Genomic DNA, 20,930 nt, shown 5'->3' with positions numbered 1-20,930 from the left:
AAACCCCGTCGCCGCGCCGAAACAAAAAATATCTCAATCAGTTAACAGGCAAATGTGTGGCGGGAGCGTCGTGGAAACGACGCTTCCCTGTTATTTGCGCGCCAGCAGCGCCTGGACCAGTTTTTCATCGACGGCGCCGGTCGCCGGCAGCTTGTTGTCTGTCTGGAAAGCGATAATCGCGTTCTTGGTCTTGTCGCCCATGACGCCGTCGGCGCCGCCGGCATCGTAGCCGTTCTTGTTGAGGATGAGCTGGATGTTCTTGACCGCCTTCTTCATGTCGATGCCGGCGGTCGTCTGTGGCGTGCCCTCCTGCCAGGATTCGGGAATGTCGGCCGAATTGGTCGCGGCATTGAGTGGCTTGGCCTTCCACAATTCGGTGGCCGCACGCGCCCGCTGGAGCTGCTCGGGCCGCAGGGCGTTGGCGATCTCGTCGCGCTTGGCGGCCGCGTCCTTGTCGCCGGACTTGGCTACGAGCGCGAACCATTTGTAGGATTCCTCGAGGTTCTGCTTCATGCCGACGCCCTTGGCGGCGAGGATGCCCAGATTGAACTGGCTGTCCTTGACGCCGAGGTCGGCGGCCGCCTGGAACCAATGCGCGGCCGATTCATTGTCGGTCACGCCGTCCGCGGCCATGGCGAACAGCACGGCCAGATTGTGCATGGCGCTGGCATTGCCCTGCTCGGCGGCGAGTTGGTACCAGGTCTTTGATTTCTTGATGTCGCGGGCCACGCCGATGCCCTTTTCATAGAAATTGCCGATGCGGTATTCGGCGGGTGCGAAGCCGAGTTCCGCCGATTTCTCGTACCACTTGGCCGCTGCCGCCATGTCTTCCTTGACGCCGCGCGACTCGGCGTAGCGCGAGCCGACCTCGAACAGTGCCTTGGCGTCGCCGCCGGCGGCGGCTTCACGCAGAGCGGCGGGGCCTGCATCCGCCGGAATGTCGAACTTGGCCGTCGCCGCCGCCGCCGGGGCATCCGTCGGCGCTACGGCGCCGGTGGTCTCCTTCGTGATGGCCTCGCTGGCTGCCGTCGGCGCGGCCGGCTCGGAAGCCGTCGCATCCATCGGGGTCGTGGCAATGGGCGCGGCTGGCGCCGCAGTGGCCGAAGCCATTGCGTTGGATGCCGCGCTCGGGCCAGAAGAGTTGGCCGAAGCGGCAGGGGCCGCGGCGGGCTCTGCAACCGGCGCTGTATTCGCCATTGCGTCCGTGTCCGACGGCATCGCCAGGGCGGTCTGCGCCACCATGTCGTCCTTGCTTGCCGGCGCTGAGGATTCGGCCTGCCTGACGGAGCGGGCCGGCGCGCTGTCCGTGGCGGCCGGCTGGGCTTCCGCCTTCGGCTGGCTCGCTGTGTCGACGGATGCCGTTTGCACCGGTTGCGCGACGGCGATCGGCGCCGCGTCGTTGCTTGCCATTTGGGCGGGATCCGAGAGAAACGCCTTGCCGAGCTGCAGTCCGGCAAGCGCCAGCATGATCGCTGCCGCCGCCATCAGGATCGGCTTGCGCCGCGCCTTGAGCAGGTCGCCGATCCTCAGCGCCTTCACCGGGCCTTTGACCGTCGACTGGCGCTTCAAGGCGTCGGCCTCCGCGGCGGCGGCCTGCGCCGCGCGCCGCGCGGCTGCGATGAAATCCGATTTCGCGGCGTCGCTTTCGCTGAGCTTTGCCGGCTGCCCGCGCTCATCGCGCACCCGCTTCATGATGGCATTGAGGTCGGGTGCGCCGGAGCCGGGCTCCAGCGGCCGGTTGGCCACTTTCGGGTCGAGCGGCTCGTCGAGATCGACACTTGGGATGTCGTCGCTCGGCGCCGAGCCGGCCAGTGGCGGAAGTTCCGCCGACTTCTTGCCCTTGAAGGCGCGGGCCAGCCCGCCGAACAACGATTTACGGCCCGCCGGTTGTTCCTTCTCGGCAATGGTGTCGGACCCGAGCGCGGCCATGGCGGCGGCGGCGGCGGCTTCAGCCGGCGAGCGAGTGCTTAAGTCACCGCGTGGCTCGCTGCGCGTGCCCAGGTCGCTACGCGTACCGAAATCGCCACGTAGGCCCGGCTCGCCGCCCAAAATGGCGGCGGCGCGGCCGTCGAGATCCGCCATGTCGCCGGTCAGCGGCATCGGCTCGTCGATATCCAGGGACGGCGCCTCGACAGCCATCTTGGCGGTGCGCGCGCGGCGCTTGCCGGCGGCCTCTTCCTGGCGCGTCTCCAGAAGCTCGCTGACCGCCTCCGACGGTTCGCTGGTTTCCAGCGAGCCCAGCCTGTCGACGATCTTGAGCAGCGTGTCGTGGATGGCCTCGAAGGTTCGCGAATTGCGCTCGTCGGAACGCCGCGTCAGCGCTTCCAGCGTCTTCAGGTCCTGGGCGAGGCCGGAAACGGCCGTCGTGTTGGCGTTCGAACTGCCCAGCGAGCGCACCGCGCTCTCGGCCGCCTCGCGTGCCGCGCCAAGGATGGAATCGCGGGTGCCGGCCAGCGCCTTCTCGATTTCGTCGAGGCGTGGGCTGATGTCCTCGAATTCCGGCAGCGGCGTGCTCGGCCTGGACAGATGGGCTGAAAGGCCGGCGACCTGTGCCTCCAGGCTGCGGATCAGCGCCGGATCGATGCCCGCCACCTGGGCCGCCGATGCGTCGAGCCGGCTGGAGATGTCCTCGAGCCGGCTTTCCAGTCCACGGATCGCCGCTTCGCCGGCAGGATCGGGAGCACGCGTCTCCATGCGCGTGGCGAGTGCGGTGAAGCGGGCGTCGATGGCTTCCATGATGCCGGCGCTGTCGACCTGCGGCACGATGCGCTGGTCGAGCCGGTCGGCAACCTCGTCGAGACGGCGCTCGAGATCGCGGAACAGTATGTTGCCCTGTTCGATGGCGTCGCCCTGGCGGCGTTCCATCATCCCGGACAGCACGTCGAAGCGCTGCTCGAGCCCATGGAAGATGTAGTCGGCGTCGGGCATGGCCGGCGCCTGGTCGATCTTGTCGGCGATGAGGGTGATCTGCTTGGCCAGCCGTTCCATCGCCTGTTCGGGCAGATTGGCGCGGCCGGCGAGTTCGTCGACCCGGTTCGACAACGTGCTCAGGCGATCCATGACCGCGTTGCCGGGGTGGTCCTGCGCCACTTCCTCGATCTGCCGGGCAAGCGAATCGATGCGCTTCTCGATGCGTTCAATGGCCTCGTGGTCGACCGAATTGGCCTGTGCCGCGACGGTCGAGGCTACGATGGCGCGGGAAATCTCGTCCAGACGCTCGTCGATCATGGCAAGCGTGTCGCCGCTGCGATTGTCCTGCTGACCCGCAAAGTGCTCGACGGCGCCGGCGAGCGTACGCACCTTCTCCTCGAGCGAGCGCAGCGACAATGATTCGGGCAGATTGTTGACGGCGTTGCTGATCTGCTCCAGCCGGTCGGTCAGTGCCGCAAGGGCGGGATCGTCGGAACGTTTGCGCTGGTCGGCGTCGACGCGGTCCTCGAAAGCGGTCCAGCGACGGTCGAATTCGTCCCAGCGGCGGTCGACTTTCTGCACGCTCTCCTCGCGTGCCAGCGTGTCGAGCGCGGCCTTGACCTGCTCGAGTTCCAGCCGCAACAGGTTGACGCTTCTGTCGTCACTCTTCTCCGACAGCGACTTGATGGCACCGGAAAGCCGTTCGAATTCCACGCCGAGTTCGGCGCTGCCCTTGCCTGACGCGCCGGGCTTGGCGTTCGCCTGGAAGGCGCGGTCTATGTCTTTGCGCAGCGCATCGAATTCGCGCTGCAGGCCTGCCGTCATCTGGTGGCGCAGTTCCTCGCGCATGCCGCGCAACTCGCCGGCGATTTTGCCGACCATGGCGACGCTGTCTTCCTGGCCGCGCACGCGGTCGATGTCGCGGGCGATCGCCTGGTAGTTCTGGTCGAAGCTGGGGGCCGGCGCCGGGCTCTGCGGCCGCGGTAACGGCTGCGTTGCTGGCTGCGGATTCTCGTACCAGCGCTGCTGGGCGGTTGGCTGGGCGGCCGGATAACGCGGGTCCGCGGCGGCAGAGCGCGGATCGGAGGCGGGATAGCGAGGGTCGGCGCCGTATTGGCGCGGAGCCGGACGTGCCGTCACTTCCTCGCGGCTCTGTCCCAGCCGCTGTTCCAGCGTTTCCAGCGAGCGGTTCAGTTGCTCGAGCGTGGTCTGCGGCCTGCGCTGCCTGCCGGCGTTGAGTGTATCGAGATAGGACCGCTTGCTGTTCATCGGTGCGTCCGTCTTTCAGATTGGCCGGCTTGCGACCAGCTCCCCAAGTCCCCGCCGGAACGAAGGCGACCGCGCTGCGACGGTGGAAGACAAGCTTCCCGGGGTTTCACCCGCGCTCCGAAAAACCGTGAAAAATTCGATACAGGATAAACACGGGTAGCCGACGCGCCCACATTTCCCCCAACGTGGTAAACAACGCGTTAACCAAGCTTAAGAAGTTGCAAGGAAGTTGGCTTCCGCTGCCGGCGGTGCGGCATAAAGCACCTTCTGCGAACGCCCCTTGCGTCATGAGGCGGCTATCGGTATAGAATTGACGTAAACGTAAAAGGCGCATTCGATTGTGCTGTTTGCGATTTTGTTTGTCGAAACCACGGCTGGAAGCACGCCCCCGCTTCCAGTCAGGCGACGCATGGTCCAGGACCGCGACGCCACCAGACGGGGAAAGCCAGTGACCATGAAGCTTATCTCGGCCGGCGAGACCGCGGCCAATACCAATAATGTATCTGTCGAAGCTGGCGAGGATCTCGCCCGCATCGGCGAAATGGCCAAGAAATACGGCGTGACGCTGCGCACGCTGCGTTTCTACGAAGACAAGGGCCTGCTCAACCCGCAGCGCGACGGTTCGACCCGTCTCTACACGCGCCGCGACAAGGCCCGGCTGAAGCTGATCCTGCTTGGCCGCAAGGTCGGGTTCTCGCTGCGTGACGTCAAGCAGATGATGGATCTCTACGATCCGACCGGTTCCAACACCAAGCAGCTGCGGCTGGCGCTGGACAAGTCGGAGAAGCAGCTTGCCCGCCTGCAGAAGCAGCGCGCGCTGATCGACGACGCCATCAGCGAGCTCTCGGGCTCGATGTCGGCGGTACGCCAGATGTTGACCGAGCGCACGGCGCCGCAGGCGAGCGTCGCCAGCTAAACATACCGGCAGTTCCGACCTGTCGGATTTCTGGGCATCAAAGCCGCGTGGCTCCGCCGCGCGGCTTTTTCGTTGTCTGCATCACTCCTGTGGTTCCGCGGTGCTGGCCTGCACGACGTTGCGCCGCTAGCTTCACCAGTCATGGGTAGAACGGAAATCTTGTCGCATCGAGAAAATTGACGTTTACGCAAACGTCAATTTTTGCTACTCCGACTTCAACATGGGTCCGATGCTGCCCTGACATGAATTCGGGGCTTTCGGATCAGGTCCGCAGGGTGGAGAAAAAGCATGCCGACATACAGGGCTCCGGTCCAGGATACGCTGTTCGTACTCAACGAGGTGCTGGGCTATCAGCGCTATTCGAACCTTCCCGGATTTGCCGACGCCACGCCCGACGTGCTGGAGGCGATCCTCGCCGAAGGCGCCAAGCTTGCCGAAAACGTCATGCATCCGCTCAACCGCGTCGGCGACATGGAAGGTTGCGTGCGCCACGACGACGGCTCGGTGACGACGCCGAAAGGTTTCAAGGAAGCCTTCGACCAGTATCGCGAGGGCGGCTGGATGGGGCTGGCGGCGCCGGTCGAGTTCGGCGGTCAGGGCCTGCCCTATGCCGTCCACACCGCAGTCGCCGAATACATGGTCTCAGCCAACATGTCGCTGATGATGTATCCCGGCCTGACGCAGGGCGCGATCGCGGCGATCATCACCCACGGCACCGACGAGCAGAAAGCCCAATGGCTGCCCAGGATGGTCGAGGGCGCCTGGACTGGCACCATGAACCTGACCGAGCCGCATTGCGGCACCGATCTCGGCTTGCTGCGCACCAAGGCGGTGCCGAACGGCAATGGCACCTACAGGATTTCAGGCCAGAAGATCTTCATCTCGGCGGGCGAGCACGACATATCGGACAACATAGTCCATCTGGTGCTGGCCCGCATCGAGGGCGCCCCGGAAGGCGTCAAGGGCATCTCGCTGTTCATCGTGCCGAAGTTCAAGCTCGACGCATCGGGCAATCCAGGCGAACGCAACACGCTCTCCTGCGGCTCGATCGAGGAAAAGATGGGCATCCATGGCAATTCGACCTGCGTCATGAATTATGACGAGGCCGAAGGCACGCTGCTGGGCGAGGCAAATGGCGGCCTTAAGGCGATGTTCACGATGATGAACGAGGCGCGCCTAGGCGTCGGCCTGCAAGGCCTGTCGCTGTCGGAGATCGCCTACCAGAACGCCGTCGCCTACGCCAAGGACCGCTTGCAGGGTCGCTCGCTGTCGGGCGCCAAGGCGCCGGACAAGAAGGCCGACCCGATCATCGTCCATCCCGACATCCGCCGCTCGCTGATGACCATGAAGGCCTTCAACGAAGCTGGACGGGCGCTGGCGCTGTGGACGGCGATCAAGTCCGACATCGCGCATCGCTCCGCCGACGACAAGGATCGCCAGGCGGCCGACGACTACACCGGCCTGATGACGCCGGTAGTCAAGGGCGTGCTCACCGACAAGGGTTTCGACCACGCCGTCATGGCCCAGCAGGTGTTTGGCGGTCACGGCTACATCGAAGAGCACGGCATGAGCCAGTTCGTGCGCGATGCCCGCATCGCCATGATCTATGAAGGCGCCAATGGCATCCAGGCGCTCGACCTCGTTGGCCGCAAGCTCGGCCTGAATGGCGGCCGCGCCATCCAGGCATTCTTTAAGGAAGTCGGCGAGTTCTGTGAGGAGAACCGTTCCGACGAGAAGATGGCGCCGTTCACCAAAGGATTGAAGAAAGGCCTCAACGATCTTCAGGCCGCCACCATGTGGCTGCTGCAGAACGGCATGGCCAAGCCGGACAATGCGGGCGCCGCCTCCACCGACTACATGCATCTCTTCGGCCTCGTCGCCCTGGGCTACATGTGGGCGCAGATGGCCAAGGCTGCGCAGGGCAAGACCGGCGCCAACGGCTCTCAATCTTTGCATGAAAATAAAGGGGCGTTCTACGACAACAAGGTCGTGACGGCGCGCTTTTTCATGGAGCGGATCATGCCGGAGACCTCGGCGCACCTCGCCCGCATTTCGAGTGGCGCGGACACGCTGATGGCGTTGCCTGCGGAAGCGTTCTAGGTTCGGCGGGCCGGCGGCGCCGGCCCACAATGTCGGAACGCGGAGGAAATCGTGGCGACAAATCCAGCCGAAGTGCTCTCTTTGCCGAAGCCCGCCTGGGCGGCGGACGAGGTCGGCATGCTCTACGACATGGCGACCCGCTTCATGGCGGAGGAGATCGCGCCGCGCTACGACGAGTTCGAGAAGAACGAGATGGTCGACCGCGAGAGCTGGCTGAAGGCAGGGGCCGCAGGCCTGCTCTGCGCTTCGATGCCGGAGGAATATGGCGGCTCGGGCGGCACCTTCGCGCATGAGAGCGCCATCATCGAAGCCATCGGCCATATCGGCGTCGACGGTTTCGGCATCGGCCTGCACAATTCGATCGTTGCCCCTTACGTCCTCCATTACGGCTCCGAGGAGCAGAAGAAGAAGTGGTTGCCGAAGCTCGCCACCGGCGAACTGATCGGCGCCATCGCCATGACCGAACCGGGCGCTGGTTCGGACCTGCAGGGCGTCAAGACGCGCGCCCAGAAGGACGGCAACCAGTACAAGATCAATGGCTCCAAGACCTTCATCACCAATGGCCAGCTTGCCAACTTTATCATCGTCGTCACCAAGACCGATCCGGACAAGGGCGCCAAGGGCACCTCGCTCATCGTCGTCGAGACCGACGAGGTCGAGGGTTTCGAGCGCGGCCGCAACCTCGACAAGATCGGCCTGAAGGCCAACGATACCTCGGAACTGTTCTTCAACGATGTGCGCGTGCCGACCTCTAACCTGCTTGGTCACGAGGAAGGGCAGGGCTTCGTCCAGCTGATGCAGCAACTGCCGCAGGAGCGGCTGCAGATCGGCACAGGCGCCATTGCCATGATCGAGCGGGCGCTGGCGCTGACCATAGACTATGTCAAGGAGCGCAAGGCGTTCGGCAAGGCGATCATCGATTTCCAGAATACCCAGTTCAAGCTGGCCGAACTGAAGACCGAGGCCACCATAGGCCGCGTCTTCTACAATGATTGCGTCACCCGCCACATCAATGGCGGGCTCGATCCGGTGACGGCCTCGATGGCGAAATACTGGCTTTCCGATCTGCAGGGCAAAGTCGTCGACGAATGCCTTCAATTGCATGGCGGCTATGGCTACATGAATGAATATCCGATCGCCCGCATGTTCCGCGACGCTCGCGTCCAGCGCATCTACGGCGGCACCAACGAGATCATGAAATTGCTGATCGGCCGCTCTCTTTGAGCGTGACGTCAGGCGAACCCAAGGAGCACGAAAATGGCTGACGCTTATGTCTACGACGCCGTGCGCACGCCGCGCGGCAAGGGCAAGAAGGACGGATCGTTGCACGAGGTGCCGGCGGTGCGGCTTGCCGCCAAGACGCTGGAAGCGCTGCGCGACCGCAATGGCCTGGACACCGGCAACGTCGACGACATCATCTTCGGCTGCGTCGATCCGGTCGGCGAAGCCGGCTCGGTCATTCCGCGTGCCGCCGCCTTCGAAGCCGGCTACGACACCAAGGCGCCCGGCATGCAGATCTCACGCTTCTGCGCTTCGGGCCTGGACGCCATCAATTTCGGCGCCGCCAAGATCGCGCAAGGGGCGGACGAGATCGTCATTGCCGGCGGCGTCGAATCCATGTCGCGCGTCGGCATGGGCGCCTCCGGGGGTGCCTGGTTCATGGACCCTTCGGTCGGCCTGCCAGGCTGGTTCGTGCCGCAAGGCATCTCGGCCGACCTGATCGCCACCAAATATGGTTTCTCGCGAGACGATGTCGACGCCTATGCGGTCGAGAGCCAGAAGCGCGCCGCCAAATCCTGGGCCGATGGCCGCTTCAAGAAGTCGGTCATCCCGATCAAGGACCAGAACGGACTGACCATCCTCGACCATGACGAGCACATGCGTCCTTCGACCGACATGCAGTCGCTGGCCTCGCTCAACCCGTCCTTCGTCATGCCCGGCGAAATGGGTGGCTTCGACGCGGTCGCGGTGCAGAAGCACCCCGAGGTGGAGGAGGTCAACCACGTCCATCACGCCGGCAATTCGTCGGGCATCGTCGATGGTGCCGCCGCCGTGCTGCTCGGCTCCAAGAAGGCCGGCAAGGCGATGGGCCTGAAGCCACGCGCGCGCATCCGCACCTTCGCCAATATCGGCTCCGAGCCGGTACTGATGCTGACCGGCCCTGTCGACGTCACCGAGAAGCTGTTGAAGCGCGCCAAGATGAAGCTGTCGGACATCGACCTGTTCGAACTCAACGAGGCCTTCGCCTCCGTGGTGCTGCGCTACATGCAGGCCTTCGAGATCCCGCATGACAGGATCAACGTCAATGGCGGCGCCATCGCCATGGGCCATCCGCTCGGTGCCACCGGCGCGATGATCTTCGGCACGGTGCTGGACGAACTCGAGCGCCGCGACCTCAACACCGCGCTGGTGACGCTGTGCATCGGGGCCGGCATGGGCACCGCAACGATCATCGAACGCGTCTGACGGGGAGAGAAATCATGAGCTACAACAATTTCACCCTCGACACCGATGCTGACGGCATCACGTTGGTCACCTGGAACAGCCCGGACCGCTCGATGAACGTCTTCACCGAGGAGGTGATGCGGGAGTTGAACAGCATCGTCGATCATGTGGCGGGAGATGCCGCCATCAAGGGTGCGGTGATCACCTCCGGCAAGGATACCTTCTCCGGCGGCGCCGACATCACCTTGCTGCAGAAGATGCTGGCGACCTACGCTGCCGAAAAGAGCAAGGACGCGGACAAGGCGATCAAGGCGCTGTTCGCCAATGCCGGCACCATGACCGGCCTCTTCCGCAAGCTGGAAACCTGCGGAAAGCCGTGGGTCTCGGCAATCAACGGCACCTGCATGGGCGGCGCTTTCGAGATGTCGCTCGCCTGCCATGGCCGGGTCGCCGCCGACAGCGACAAGGTGAAGATGGCGCTCCCCGAAGTGAAAATCGGCATTTTCCCCGGCGCCGGCGGCACGCAGCGCGTGCCGCGGCTGACCGACCAGCAGCAGGCGCTGCAGATGTTGACCTCGGGCCAGAACCTGTCGCCGCAGAAGGCCAAGTCGATGGGCCTGATCCACGAAATCGCCGAGCCGGCCAAACTGATCGAGACAGCCAAGGCGATGATCAGGAACGGCCTCAAGCCGGTGGCGCCGTGGGACGAGAAGGGTTTCAAGCTGCCTGGTGGCCAGATCTATTCGCCGGCCGGCTTCAATCTCTGGCCGCCGGCCATCGCCATCCTGCGTCGTGAAACCCATGGCAATTACCCGGCCGCCGCGGCGATCCTGAAATGTGTCTACGAGGGCCTGCTGGTGCCTTTCGACACGGCGCTCAGGATCGAACAGCGCTACTTCACCGAGATCATGCAGACCAAGGAAGCGGCGGCGATGATCCGCTCGCTGTTCGTCTCGCTGCAGGAGTTGAACAAGGGCGCGCGCCGCCCGTCTGGCGTGCCGGAAACCAAATTCAAGAAGATCGGCATTCTCGGCGCCGGCTTCATGGGCGCCGGCATCGCCTATGTCACCGCCAAGGCCGGCATCCCGGTGGTGCTGCTCGACCGCGATATCGAGGCCGCCACCAAGGGCAAGGCGCATTCGGACAGCCTGGTCGCGGATCAGGTCAAGAAGGGCCGCGCCAAGCCCGAGGAGCGCGACAGGCTCCTGTCGTTGATCACGCCGACGGCAGACTATGCCGACCTCGCCGGCTGCGACCTCGTCGTCGAGGCGGTGTTCGAGGATTCGGCCGTCAAGAAGGCCGCCACCGAACAGGCGGAAGCCGTGCTGAAGTCGTCGGCGATCTTCGCGTCCAACACCTCGACCATTCCGATCACCTCGCTGGCGAAGAATTCGGCGCGGCCGAAGAATTTCGTCGGCATCCACTTCTTCTCGCCGGTCGACAAGATGATGCTGGTCGAGATCATCTTGGGCAAGAAGACCGGCGACAAGGCGCTGGCCACCGCGATCGACTTCGTGCGCGCCATCAAGAAGACGCCGATCGTCGTCAACGATACGCGCGGTTTCTACGTCAACCGCTGCGTGCTGCGCTACATGTCGGAAGCCTACAAGATGCTGATCGAAGGCGTGCCCGCCCCGATGATCGAGAATGCGGCCAAGGCCGCCGGCATGCCTGTCGGCCCCCTGGCGCTGACCGACGAGACGGCCATCGACCTCGCCCAGAAGATCATGAAGCAGACCATCAGGGATCTCGGCGACAAGGCGGTCGACCCCAAACAGATGGCGCTGATCAACACCATGGTCGACGATCATGGCCGCTTCGGCCGCAAGAACGGCAAGGGCTTTTACGACTATCCGGCCAAGCCGGCCAAGAAGAAGCTGTGGCCGGGCTTGAAGGACCTCTATCCGCAGCTCGCGCCAGAGAAGGTCGACTACGAGGAACTGCAGCAGCGCCTGCTGGTCACCATTGCGCTGGAAGCGGCGAGGGTGATGGAGGAAGGCATCGTCACCGATCCGCGCGAGGCCGATGTCGGTTCGATCCTGGCTTTCGGTTTCGCGCCCTATACCGGCGGTGCGCTGTCCTACATCGACGGCATCGGCGCCAAGCGCTTCGTCAAGATCGCAAAGGATCTGCAGAAGAAGTACGGCGCCGAGTTCAAGGCGCCCAAGCTGCTCATTGACATGGCCGAGAAGGGCGAAACCTTCTACCAGCGCTTCGATCCATATGCGAAAGGCGACGTGAAGCAGGCCGCCTGACGGGCGAAGGAAATGTATGTCTGGGCGCGCATGGCACGCATGCTGGCCACGGCGCGCAGCCGTGGCCCCTATAGGATGGGCGGTGAAAGCCGGCTGGCTTTTCGCTGCCTGCCGACAGATATCGATTTCAACATTCATCTCAACAATGCCCGCTACATGATGCTGGCGGATCTCGGCCGCATCGATCTGTTCGTTCGTGCGGGCCTGATTTCGCTGGCGCGCAGGAACGGCTGGGCGCCGATGATGGGTGGCTTGCAGGCGGTCTACGCACGCGAGATCAGGCTGTGGCGCCGCTTCGAAGTGGTGTCGTCGATCGAAACCTGGGAAGGCAGCCAGGTCATCGGCAAGCATCGCTTTGTCCTCGACAATGGCGAAACGGCTGCCTTGATCCTGACGACTGCTGGTGTCTACGACCGCAAGGCGCGCCGTTTTCTCGACATCGACGAGGTTGTCATGGCGCTCGGCCGAGCTGTGAACCCGCGACCGCCGACGCAGGAGGAACGAATTTTCATGACATCGCATCAGGGTTTGCGCAGCCTCGCCAAGGCGGGCGACTGATCTCGGCAATCGGTCTTCCTCAGCCGGGAAGAATATGCGCCGCTGGCGCACCACCGGTGGACAAACCGGCGATCGCAGACTAGAAGGAAAAGGCATTTTTTCCTGTCTCGAAGGAGAGCACGACATGCTCTCGCACGACCGCGTCTGGGCCGCCATCGATGCTCTTGCCGAGCGTTACTCGCTTTCGGCGTCAGGCCTGGCAAGGCGCGCGGGCTTGGATTCGACCGCCTTCAACAAGTCGAAACGTCTGTCCTCGGATGGCCGGCCGCGCTGGCCTTCGACCGAATCGCTGGCCAAGATCATCGAGGCGACGGGTGCCTCACTCGACGAGTTCACCGGCTTGATCGAAGGCCGCATGGCCGCCGCTCCCGCGCATAGGCGAACCGTGCCTTTGCTCGGCTTTGCCCAAGCCGGCGCCGGCGGCTTCTTCGACGATGCGGGTTTTCCGGCGGGGCAGGGCTGGGATCTGGTCGAACTGCCGGCGCAATCGACCGAAAGCTCCTATGCGTTGCAGGTGCAGGGCGATTCCATGCTGCCGCTCTATCGCAATGGTGACGTCCTGATCGTCGAGCCGGGTGCTGTCACCCGCAAGGGCGACCGCGTCGTCGTCAAGACGACATCAGGCGAGGTGATGGCCAAGGTGCTCGAGCGCCAGACCGTTAAGTCGATCGCGCTCGTCTCGCTCAATCCCGATCATCCTGACCGCGACATCGCGATGCGCGACGTCGAATGGGTGGCGCGGATTGTCTGGGCAAGCCAGTAGGCCGGCTGGTGCGGTTTCCTCATCTTGCCCTGGCGGTTGTGATGGTTCCGGTGATGGCGGCCCTGGTCGTCGCCGGCGGCCGCACGCTGAAAGGAAGCGAGAGCACCGTTGCGGTGGATCAGATCGATCCTGGCGCGGACAAGACCTCGCAAGCCGGCACCACTGATACCGGGGCTGAAGAGCCGGTCACGTCAGCCATACCAGCGCCCGCCGCTGCGCAGCCGTCAACGCTGGCGGTGCATTCGCGGGCGATCGATCCCGACGTTGTCGCGCCACCGGAGCTGCCCACCGGGGAGCTGGAACGAGTCGAGCCGCGCGAACCGCTGAGCAAGCTGGCGCTGGCCATGCCGCCCAAGCCGAAGATGCCCGACGACTGGAACGGCACGAAGCTGTTCCAGCCGGTCGCGACGGCCGCCGGCCTGATCGAGGCGAAAGGCTATTCAGTCGCGGTTTCCGGCATAGATGTCGTGCCACAGGACGAGACTTGCACCACGGACGGCAAGTCCTGGCCGTGCGGCATCCGCGCGCGCACGGCGTTCCGTGCCTTCCTGCGCGGCCGCGCCGTGGTCTGCACGGTGCCGCCCGAAGGCGGCCGCGACCGCATCTCGGCTGAATGCCGGATCGGCAAGCAGGATGTCGGTCAATGGCTGGTCGAAAACGGCTGGGCACGCGCCGCCAAGGGCGGCCCCTTTGTCGAGGCCGGCGAAAAGGCACAAAGCGCCAAGAAGGGCATTTTCGGATCGGCGCCGAACCTCGCGGGCATCTCGGCGGCGCCGGCGGCAATCGCCCCGGCGCCTCAGGCCCCAGGCTCGATCCTGGAAGGGGGCTCGATCCAGGAAGAGGGCTCGATCCTGGAAGAGGAGGGCGGCGCCCTCAAACCAGCTGACCAGCCAGCGCCTGCTGAATGAGCGCGCGGGTCTCGGCGACGCCGTAAAGCGCGGCGAACGAGCCGAAGCGCGGGCCGCGTTCCTGGCCGATGAGCACCTGGTAGATCATCTGGAAGAAGGCACCCGAAACGCCCGGGCCGCCTTCCGGGCTCTGCTTGGAGTGATCTTGATAGCGCTCGATCTTGCGCGCCACGTTGAGCGAAGCGTTCTGGATCGCCTCGCCGCCGGCGTCCGCCGGCAGCGCGCCAAGGGCTGCGTCCAGGGCCCGCAGCGCTTCGCGCTCGACCTCGTCGGCCGGACGGAAGGTCTTCGTCGGCTTCACGAAGTCGTCGAAATAGCGGATCGCATAGCCCGTCAGCCTGTCGAGTTCGGGATGGGTCGCCGGCGTCACGCCCGTGGCGTGGCGCGAGATGAAGCCCCACAGCACATCCTTGTTCTGTGCATTGGATGCGCTGACCAGGTTGAGCAGCAGCGAGAACGGCACCGGCATGTCGATGGCGGGCGGGTTGCCGTCATGCATATGCCAGACCGGGTTGCCCAGCCGCTCCTTCCAGTCCTGCCTGGGGTAGGCGGCGAGGAAGGTGTAATACTCGTCCACGGCCCTCGGAATGACATCGAAATAGAGCTTCTTGGCCTGCCGCGGCCGTTGGTACATGTAGAGCCCGAGGCTTTCGGTCGGCGCGTAGGTCAGCCATTCGTCGATGGTCAGGCCATTACCCTTCGACTTCGAGATTTTCTGGCCGTTTTCGTCCAGGAACAGCTCGTAGACGAAATGCTCGGGCGCGCGGCCACCCAGGATGTTGCAGATGCGGTCGTAGACCACCGCATTGGTCTGGTGGTCCTTGCCGAACATCTCGAAGTCGACGCCAAGCGCTGCCCAGCGCATGCCGAAATCCGGCTTCCACTGCAGCTTCACCTTGCCGCCGGTGATCGACAGCGTGGTCTCGGTGCCTTCATCGTCGAAGGTGATGGTGCCGGCCTTGGCGTCGACATGCTTCATCGGCACGTAGAGCACGCGGCCGCTCTTCGGCGAAATCGGCAGGAACGGGCTGTAGGTTGCCTGCCGCTCCGGCCCGAGCGTCGGCAGCATCACCGCCATGATCTTGTCATAGCGTTCGGCGGCGCGCATGAGCATCGCGTCGAAACGGCCCGACTTGTAATACTGCGTCGCGCTGGCGAATTCGTAGTCGAAGCCGAACGTGTCGAGGAAGCGGCAGAGCATCGCATTATTGTGGTCGGCGAAACTCGCATAGTCGCCGCCGAACGGATTTGGCACCGACGACAGCGGCATATGCAGATACGGTTCGAGCGCTGCCCGATCCGGCACGCTGTCGGGAATCTTGCGCATGCCGTCCATGTCGTCGGAGAAACACAAGAGCTTGGTCGCGACCTTGTCCTGCGTGAGCACGCGGAACGCATGGCGCACCATCGAGGTGCGCGCCACCTCGCCGAACGTGCCGATGTGCGGCAGGCCGGACGGCCCGTAGCCGGTCTCGAACAGGATCGTTTCGGGAAAGTCGGCGCCCTTGTAGCGCTCGATGATTTTTTTGGCTTCCTCGAACGGCCACGCCTTGCTCTCGGCCGCTGCCGCCAGCAGTTCGGGGTTGAGATCGAGGATGTTTGATCCCGCCATGGCACGGTTTTCCAAATTATTGCCGGCCCAGATCATTCGAAGACGTGGCCGGAGCAGGGTTTTTTCAAACCGGTCTCTAGGCGCGCCTGCCTTGGGCGTCAACGATTGCAGCGCTTTTTCCTTGCGGGCCTGGAGCCCTGTTCCTACCTTCGAAGCCCGTTCAAGGAGCAAACAATGCCGTCGCCGACCCCGCATGAGGCCCTGATCTATCTGATGGTCATCACCTCGGCCTCCGATCGTGACATGACCGATGTCGAATTGGCCCGGATTGGCGACGTTGTCCGCTCATGGCCGGTGTTCGAGGATTTCAGGCAGGACCGGCTGGTTTCTGTCGCCCAGGCTTGTCAGAAGCACTTGCATGAGAAGGATGGTCTGGAGGGTGTCCTGGCCCAGATTGCCGAAGCTTTGCCGGAGCGCCTGCGCGACACCGCCTATGCCGCCGCCTTCGAGGTGGCCGCCGTCGATCTCGAAATGCGCATGGAGGAAGTGCGGGTGCTGCAGCTGATCCGCCGCCAGCTCGATCTCGACACGCTGACCGTCGCCGCCATCGGCCGTGCCGCCAAGGCGCGGCTGCGCACGCTGACCTGAATATCGGCAGCCCCTAGAAAAAGCTGACCGGGAAATAGCGCAGATAGAACTCGGCGAAGGTGCCTTTCATCGAAACCTCCTGCAGCGCGTAGTCGAGTGCGGCGGCCAGCGCCGGATTGTCCGCCCTGGTGGCTATGGCCATGCCCGTGCCCAGATATTCAGGCGCCAGGTAAGGACCGCCTGCAAAACGGCAGCAGCCGGCCGCATCGGAGCCGCCGAGCCAGAAGGCGAAGCGCATGCCGTCGCCGAAGGCGGCGTCGATCTTGCCTGCCTTGAGATCGCGGTAGAGGGCTTCCGGCCCGTCGAAGGAGACGATCTGAACCGTGCTGAAATAGTCGCGCAGCATCCGTTCATGCGCCGAGCCGGCGAGTACGCCGACGCGCTTGCTGCGGAGCTTGTCGAAAATCGGTTCCGCGAACGCCGTGCTCTTCGGCATGATGAAGCGCGCTGGAAACTGCAGATAGGAGCGCGAGAAGGCGTATGTCTGTCGCGACTGCGGGGTTGCCGCGATGCCGGCGATGATGGCTTCGCCTTCGCCCTTCTCGAGTGCCCCTTCGAGCTCGCCCCACGGCAATGCCTGGATCTGGCACTTGTCGACAATGCCGAGTTCGGCGCAGATGGCGCGCGCCAGGTCGATATGGAAGCCGGACAACTTTCCCGCGCCATCGAGGAAATTGAAAGGCGGAAAATCCGTGGTCGTCAGGAAGCGCAGCCGTGGCAGTGCTGAAAGGTCGGGCTTCGGCAATCGTTCCTTGGCGTCCCACAACACCGGCACCTGTGGTTCGGCCGAGCGCGCCCCGGAAGCCATTGGCAGCGCCGCGATCAGCAGCGACGCCAGCACCAGGGACCTCCATTGGAACGCCACGATAGAACTCCCCCGCACTCGTGTTCGCACCGGTTTTGGTACGAAAATGGTGCAGGCACAATGGTTTTTGATTTCAACGCGCCGATTTCAGGATATGCTTTGGCGCGTTTGCAAAACAGCGGTGGCTGCCCTGGTGGGGGTACCAGGGTCGAGAACCACAACCGAAAATATGCTTATTGCAATCCGTGGTCGGTGGCCAAATGCAGACAACGCATGGACCATTGATATCAATGCACAAGGCAACATGGGGTTGATGTTGCGATGGGTCAATTCGATCGTACGCTGGAATACATAGACCAACTGCAGCACGCCGGAACGGCGGCGGTGGTCTGCGAGAAACTGTTGGGCATAACGTCGGATTTCGGTCTGACCGCGCTGATGGCCGGGACGGTTCCGCAGCCGGGCACGCCGGCCGGGCAGCAGAAGCAGCATGTGCTGCTTTGCGACTGGCCCGTCGAATGGCTGGAGCGCTACGTGGCGCGCAACTATGTCGACCACGATCCCGTGGTCAGCCACATGAAGCAGTTGCAGGCGCCGTTCCAGTGGCGCGAAGCCGCCCAGGGCGTTCGCATCGACAAGAGCAGCGGCGAAGTGATGGGCGACGCCGGCGCTTTCAAGCTGCGCGACGGGCTGGCCTTCCCGCTGATCACGCTCGATGGCCAGATCGTCATGGTGTCGCTGGGTGGCGAGGCCGTGGAGCTGTCGGCCGCCGAGTTCGGCCTGGTGTCGCTGGTCTCGACCTATGCCGTTGGCCGCGCCATGCAACTCCACACCGCGGCGACCACGACAATCGACCATATCGAGTTGACACCGCGCGAGCGCGAATGCCTGAAATGGGCCGCCGTCGGCAAATCGGAATGGGAGATTTCGCAAATCCTCGGCATCTCCGAGCACACGTCGGAGAAACATCTTCTTAACGCCAAAAGCAAACTCGGTGCCGTCAACCGGGTTCAGGCCGTCGCCGAGGCGATAAGGCGCGGCTACATTAGTTAGGTCGGCCGTGCCGACCTAGAACTTCTTGCCTACGCGATCACGCAATTTTCTCACTGAAGCACGGCCGTATCTTCCTCTTAAACCCAGGAGACGACGGAATGCTTTTTTGTCTTACAACTCAAGAATTGATGGAACGCCCCGACCTTTGGGAGGCCGTTCATCGTCTGCGCTACCAGATATTTGTCGAGGAGATGGGGTGGGAGGACCTGAGGCGCCCGGACGGATTCGAGGTCGATCAGTTCGACCATGACGAGGCGGTGCATCAGATCGTCATCAGAGGCAACGAGGTCGCGGGTTATCAACGGATGTTGCCGACCACGCGGCCCCATCTTTTGACCGAGGTCTTGACCGACCTTTCCGAAGGGACGCCGCCGTCGGGCCCCAACATCTGGGAATTGACCCGTTATGCGGTGGCGCCCGGTTTTCGCGACGGCCGTCGCGGCGTTTCGACCGTCGGCACCGAATTGATCGCCGGCTTCGTCGAATGGGGGCTGAAGCGCGGCGTCGACAAGGTCATCATCGAATTCGAGCCGATGTGGGTTTTGCGCGCCTTGCAATTGCATTTCCTGGCGACCCCGCTGGGCTATCAGCGCACCTACGGCAACCAGCAGGTCGTGGCGACCCTGCTCTCCTTCAACGAGCACACGCTGGACGTGGTGCGTTCGCGCCGCAATCAACATGCTCCGGTTATGGCCAGGGGATACCCCGACATGTTCGGCCAAAGGAGGGCGTCATGACATCGCCGATGGGCGCGCACCCGCAACCCGAATTGCGCAACCACACGCTGATCGTCACCGTGTCGTCGACTGACGGCCGCCCGGTGCTCGACAGAAGGGCCTATGAGAGCCTTGCCCGGACGTTCCATGAAGCCGCCGAGAATGACGAAGTGCGTGTCGTCGTGCTTCGTGGCCTGGCGGGCTGCTTCTGCCTTGGCGGAGATTTTTCCGAATTCCTCGACGCCACGAAGCATCAGAGGCTGATCGCCGCCGTCACCGACATGTTCCGCACGCTGGCAACGTTCCCCAAGCCCATCCTCGCCTGCGTTGACGGCGATGCCGTCGGCGTCGGCTGCACCATCCTGTTCCACTGCGACATGGTGATCGCCTCCAATGGAAGCACCTTCCGGGTGCCGTTCGTCGATTTCGGCCTTGTGCCGGACGCGGCGACCAGCATCCTTGCGCCGCAGAAGCTCGGCTATGCCGGCGCTTTCCGCTTCTTCTGCCTCGGCGACACGCTTCATGCCGAGGACGCCAGGGCGCTCGGCCTCGTCGCCGAGATCGTGCATGACGGCGTGGAGGAGGCGACGCTCGGCCGGGCCAGGCAGCTCGCCAAGAAGCCGGTTGCCGCCTTGCTGCAGACCCGTGGCCTGCTCAAGGGAAATACCGGCCCGCTGTGCGATCGCATCGACCAGGAGATATCGCTGTTCCAGCAGGCACTGCAGGACGACACCACGCTGCGGCGCCTGCAGCGGATCGCCAGGCTGGCGGCCTGAGCGACTGTTAAGATACCGCGCCGCGCCGCCCAACGGCCGCGCGGCGCAGTAGAGCAATGCCAGGAAAAGTGTGAAACAGTTTTCACGGGAGAAGCGCATAGCGCTTCCCCTTGGGAATTGCGTTAAAACAACGAGATAGAGCGGTTCGGCGTTTCCGTGAAACGATGAACCGCTCTAGCGTCAACCTTCCTTGCCGAGGAATGACGGCCCTTCGCCGATGATCTTGTTGTCCTCCTTGCCGACGATATCGAGATCGCGTCCCTCATAGGGCAGCGACAACAGGATGCGCCGCATCACCGCCAGCCGGGAACGTCGCTTGTCATTGGCCCGCACGATGATCCACGGCGCGAACGCCTTGTGGGTGTGTTCGAACATGGTGTCGCGCGCCTTGGTGTAGTCATCCCATTTGGTAATGCCGGCGACGTCGATCGGCGAGAACTTCCAGCTCTTCAACGGGCTGTAGCGGCGATCGTGAAAACGCTCGAGCTGTGTCTCCTGGCCGATGTTCAGCCAGAACTTGAAGAAGTAGATATCGTCGTTGACGATCATCCGTTCGAAATGCGGCGTCTCGTCAAGAAACTTCTCATGCTGCTCGGGCGTGCAGAAACCCATCACCGGCTCGACGCCGGCGCGGTTGTACCAGGAGCGGTCGAAGGTGACGAATTCGCCCGATGTCGGGAAATGGTCGACATAGCGCTGGTAGTACCATTGCCCCACTTCGGTCGGGGTCGGCTTGGTCAGCGCCACGTTGCGCGCCGTGCGCGGGTTGAGGTACTGGCGCAGCACGAAAATCGTGCCGCCCTTGCCGGCGGCATCACGGCCCTCGAACAGGGCCATCACCCGCTTGCCGCTCGCTTGCAGCCACGCCTGCGCCTTGACCAGCTCGATCTGCAGTTTCTCAAGCGTCTCGTCATACTCGTCGCTCTTCATCTTCTTGTCGTAGGGGTAGCCGCCCGCCGTCAGCTTGTTCCCCTCGACCCAGTCCGGAAGCTCGGGATTCTCGATGTCGAACTCGCGTTCCTTGCCGTCAATTTTGATCTTCAATGGCCCGGACGCCGGTGTTACGGGATTTTCCTTGGCTTTTTTCATCGAAACGAACCCTTTTAAGCTTATGGACTCATGCTATTGGGAGCCACTACAGCGCCGCGCGTCCGTTTGGAGGCGCATAGGACGCTATAGCACTTTGGATTTTGCGCATGATCCCTTCCGAAAATCGATTCCCGATTTTCCGGGTCATGCGCGCACCGGTCCAGCGG

At 63.6% G+C, this 20,930-nt stretch carries 16 protein-coding genes; 12 read left to right on the top strand and 4 right to left on the bottom strand.

The genetic code is table 11. The annotated features are described in order from the left end of the window. Positions 1–90 precede the first annotated feature (90 nt). Entirely contained in the window at positions 91–4,179 is a 4,089-nt protein-coding gene (locus EB233_RS31480; protein ID WP_064990585.1) for a peptidoglycan-binding protein, read from the bottom strand. A gap of 454 nt (positions 4,180–4,633) precedes the next feature. Here EB233_RS31480 and EB233_RS31475 point away from each other — a divergent pair, with 454 nt between their 5' ends. The 8 genes from EB233_RS31475 to EB233_RS31440 all read left to right on the top strand — a co-directional run bounded on the left by EB233_RS31475 (position 4,634) and on the right by EB233_RS31440 (position 14,124). Then, entirely contained in the window at positions 4,634–5,095 is a 462-nt protein-coding gene (locus tag EB233_RS31475; RefSeq protein WP_081294197.1) for a MerR family transcriptional regulator, read from the top strand. A 288-nt stretch (positions 5,096–5,383) separates the two neighbouring features. Continuing rightward, positions 5,384–7,195, top strand: a complete 1,812-nt coding sequence (locus EB233_RS31470) for an acyl-CoA dehydrogenase (RefSeq protein ID WP_064990586.1) — start codon at positions 5,384–5,386, stop codon at positions 7,193–7,195. A 51-nt stretch (positions 7,196–7,246) separates the two neighbouring features. Further along, positions 7,247–8,419: an acyl-CoA dehydrogenase family protein gene (locus EB233_RS31465; RefSeq protein ID WP_081294170.1), complete on the top strand. Its 1,173-nt coding sequence runs from the start codon at positions 7,247–7,249 to the stop codon at positions 8,417–8,419. Between the two features lie 33 nt (positions 8,420–8,452). Further along, on the top strand, positions 8,453–9,661 hold the full coding sequence (locus EB233_RS31460) for an acetyl-CoA C-acetyltransferase (protein WP_064990587.1): 1,209 nt from the start codon (positions 8,453–8,455) through the stop codon (positions 9,659–9,661). A gap of 14 nt (positions 9,662–9,675) precedes the next feature. After that, a complete protein-coding gene (locus tag EB233_RS31455; RefSeq protein WP_064990588.1) occupies positions 9,676–11,895 on the top strand; it encodes a 3-hydroxyacyl-CoA dehydrogenase NAD-binding domain-containing protein in 2,220 nt (739 codons plus the stop codon). Positions 11,896–11,907: 12 nt separating this feature from the next. After that, on the top strand, positions 11,908–12,453 hold the full coding sequence (locus EB233_RS31450; protein WP_064990589.1) for a thioesterase family protein: 546 nt from the start codon (positions 11,908–11,910) through the stop codon (positions 12,451–12,453). Positions 12,454–12,577: 124 nt separating this feature from the next. Beyond that, positions 12,578–13,216 (top strand): S24 family peptidase, encoded by a 639-nt coding sequence (locus EB233_RS31445; protein ID WP_064990590.1) that lies wholly within the window; start codon positions 12,578–12,580, stop codon positions 13,214–13,216. An 8-nt stretch (positions 13,217–13,224) separates the two neighbouring features. Beyond that, positions 13,225–14,124 carry a thermonuclease family protein gene (locus tag EB233_RS31440; protein WP_425487725.1) on the top strand — a complete coding sequence of 300 codons (900 nt, stop codon included), beginning with the start codon at positions 13,225–13,227 and terminating at the stop codon, positions 14,122–14,124. Here the strand turns inward: EB233_RS31440 and EB233_RS31435 are convergent. Next, a complete protein-coding gene (locus tag EB233_RS31435) occupies positions 14,090–15,736 on the bottom strand; it encodes a lysine--tRNA ligase (RefSeq protein ID WP_064990748.1) in 1,647 nt (548 codons plus the stop codon). The genes EB233_RS31440 and EB233_RS31435 overlap by 35 nt on opposite strands. Positions 15,737–15,910: 174 nt before the next feature. Between EB233_RS31435 and EB233_RS31430 the strand changes: the two genes are divergently transcribed. After that, positions 15,911–16,324, top strand: a complete 414-nt coding sequence (locus tag EB233_RS31430) for a tellurite resistance TerB family protein (protein ID WP_027054467.1) — start codon at positions 15,911–15,913, stop codon at positions 16,322–16,324. Positions 16,325–16,337: 13 nt separating this feature from the next. On the opposite strand, the gene EB233_RS31425 is transcribed toward EB233_RS31430, so the two are convergent. Continuing rightward, positions 16,338–17,189, bottom strand: a complete 852-nt coding sequence (locus EB233_RS31425; RefSeq protein WP_027054466.1) for an ABC transporter substrate-binding protein — start codon at positions 17,187–17,189, stop codon at positions 16,338–16,340. Positions 17,190–17,450: 261 nt separating this feature from the next. Between EB233_RS31425 and EB233_RS31420 the strand changes: the two genes are divergently transcribed. From EB233_RS31420 to EB233_RS31410, 3 genes are all read left to right on the top strand, one after another. After that, positions 17,451–18,182, top strand: a complete 732-nt coding sequence (locus EB233_RS31420; RefSeq protein ID WP_027054465.1) for a helix-turn-helix transcriptional regulator — start codon at positions 17,451–17,453, stop codon at positions 18,180–18,182. Positions 18,183–18,280: 98 nt separating this feature from the next. After that, positions 18,281–18,919: an acyl-homoserine-lactone synthase gene (locus EB233_RS31415; protein ID WP_064990592.1), complete on the top strand. Its 639-nt coding sequence runs from the start codon at positions 18,281–18,283 to the stop codon at positions 18,917–18,919. Positions 18,920–18,927: 8 nt separating this feature from the next. Continuing rightward, on the top strand, positions 18,928–19,674 hold the full coding sequence (locus EB233_RS31410) for an enoyl-CoA hydratase-related protein (protein WP_081294198.1): 747 nt from the start codon (positions 18,928–18,930) through the stop codon (positions 19,672–19,674). 180 nt (positions 19,675–19,854) lie between these two features. On the opposite strand, the gene ppk2 is transcribed toward EB233_RS31410, so the two are convergent. After that, positions 19,855–20,763: a polyphosphate kinase 2 gene (gene ppk2 / locus EB233_RS31405; RefSeq protein WP_064990593.1), complete on the bottom strand. Its 909-nt coding sequence runs from the start codon at positions 20,761–20,763 to the stop codon at positions 19,855–19,857. Positions 20,764–20,930 lie beyond the last annotated feature (167 nt).

Origin of the sequence: Mesorhizobium erdmanii (genome assembly GCF_013170725.1) — a bacterium.
Classification (GTDB): Bacteria; Pseudomonadota; Alphaproteobacteria; order Rhizobiales; family Rhizobiaceae; genus Mesorhizobium; species Mesorhizobium erdmanii.
Note: the sequence above shows the minus strand (reverse complement) of the source record. Positions and strands in the feature narration are given on the sequence as shown.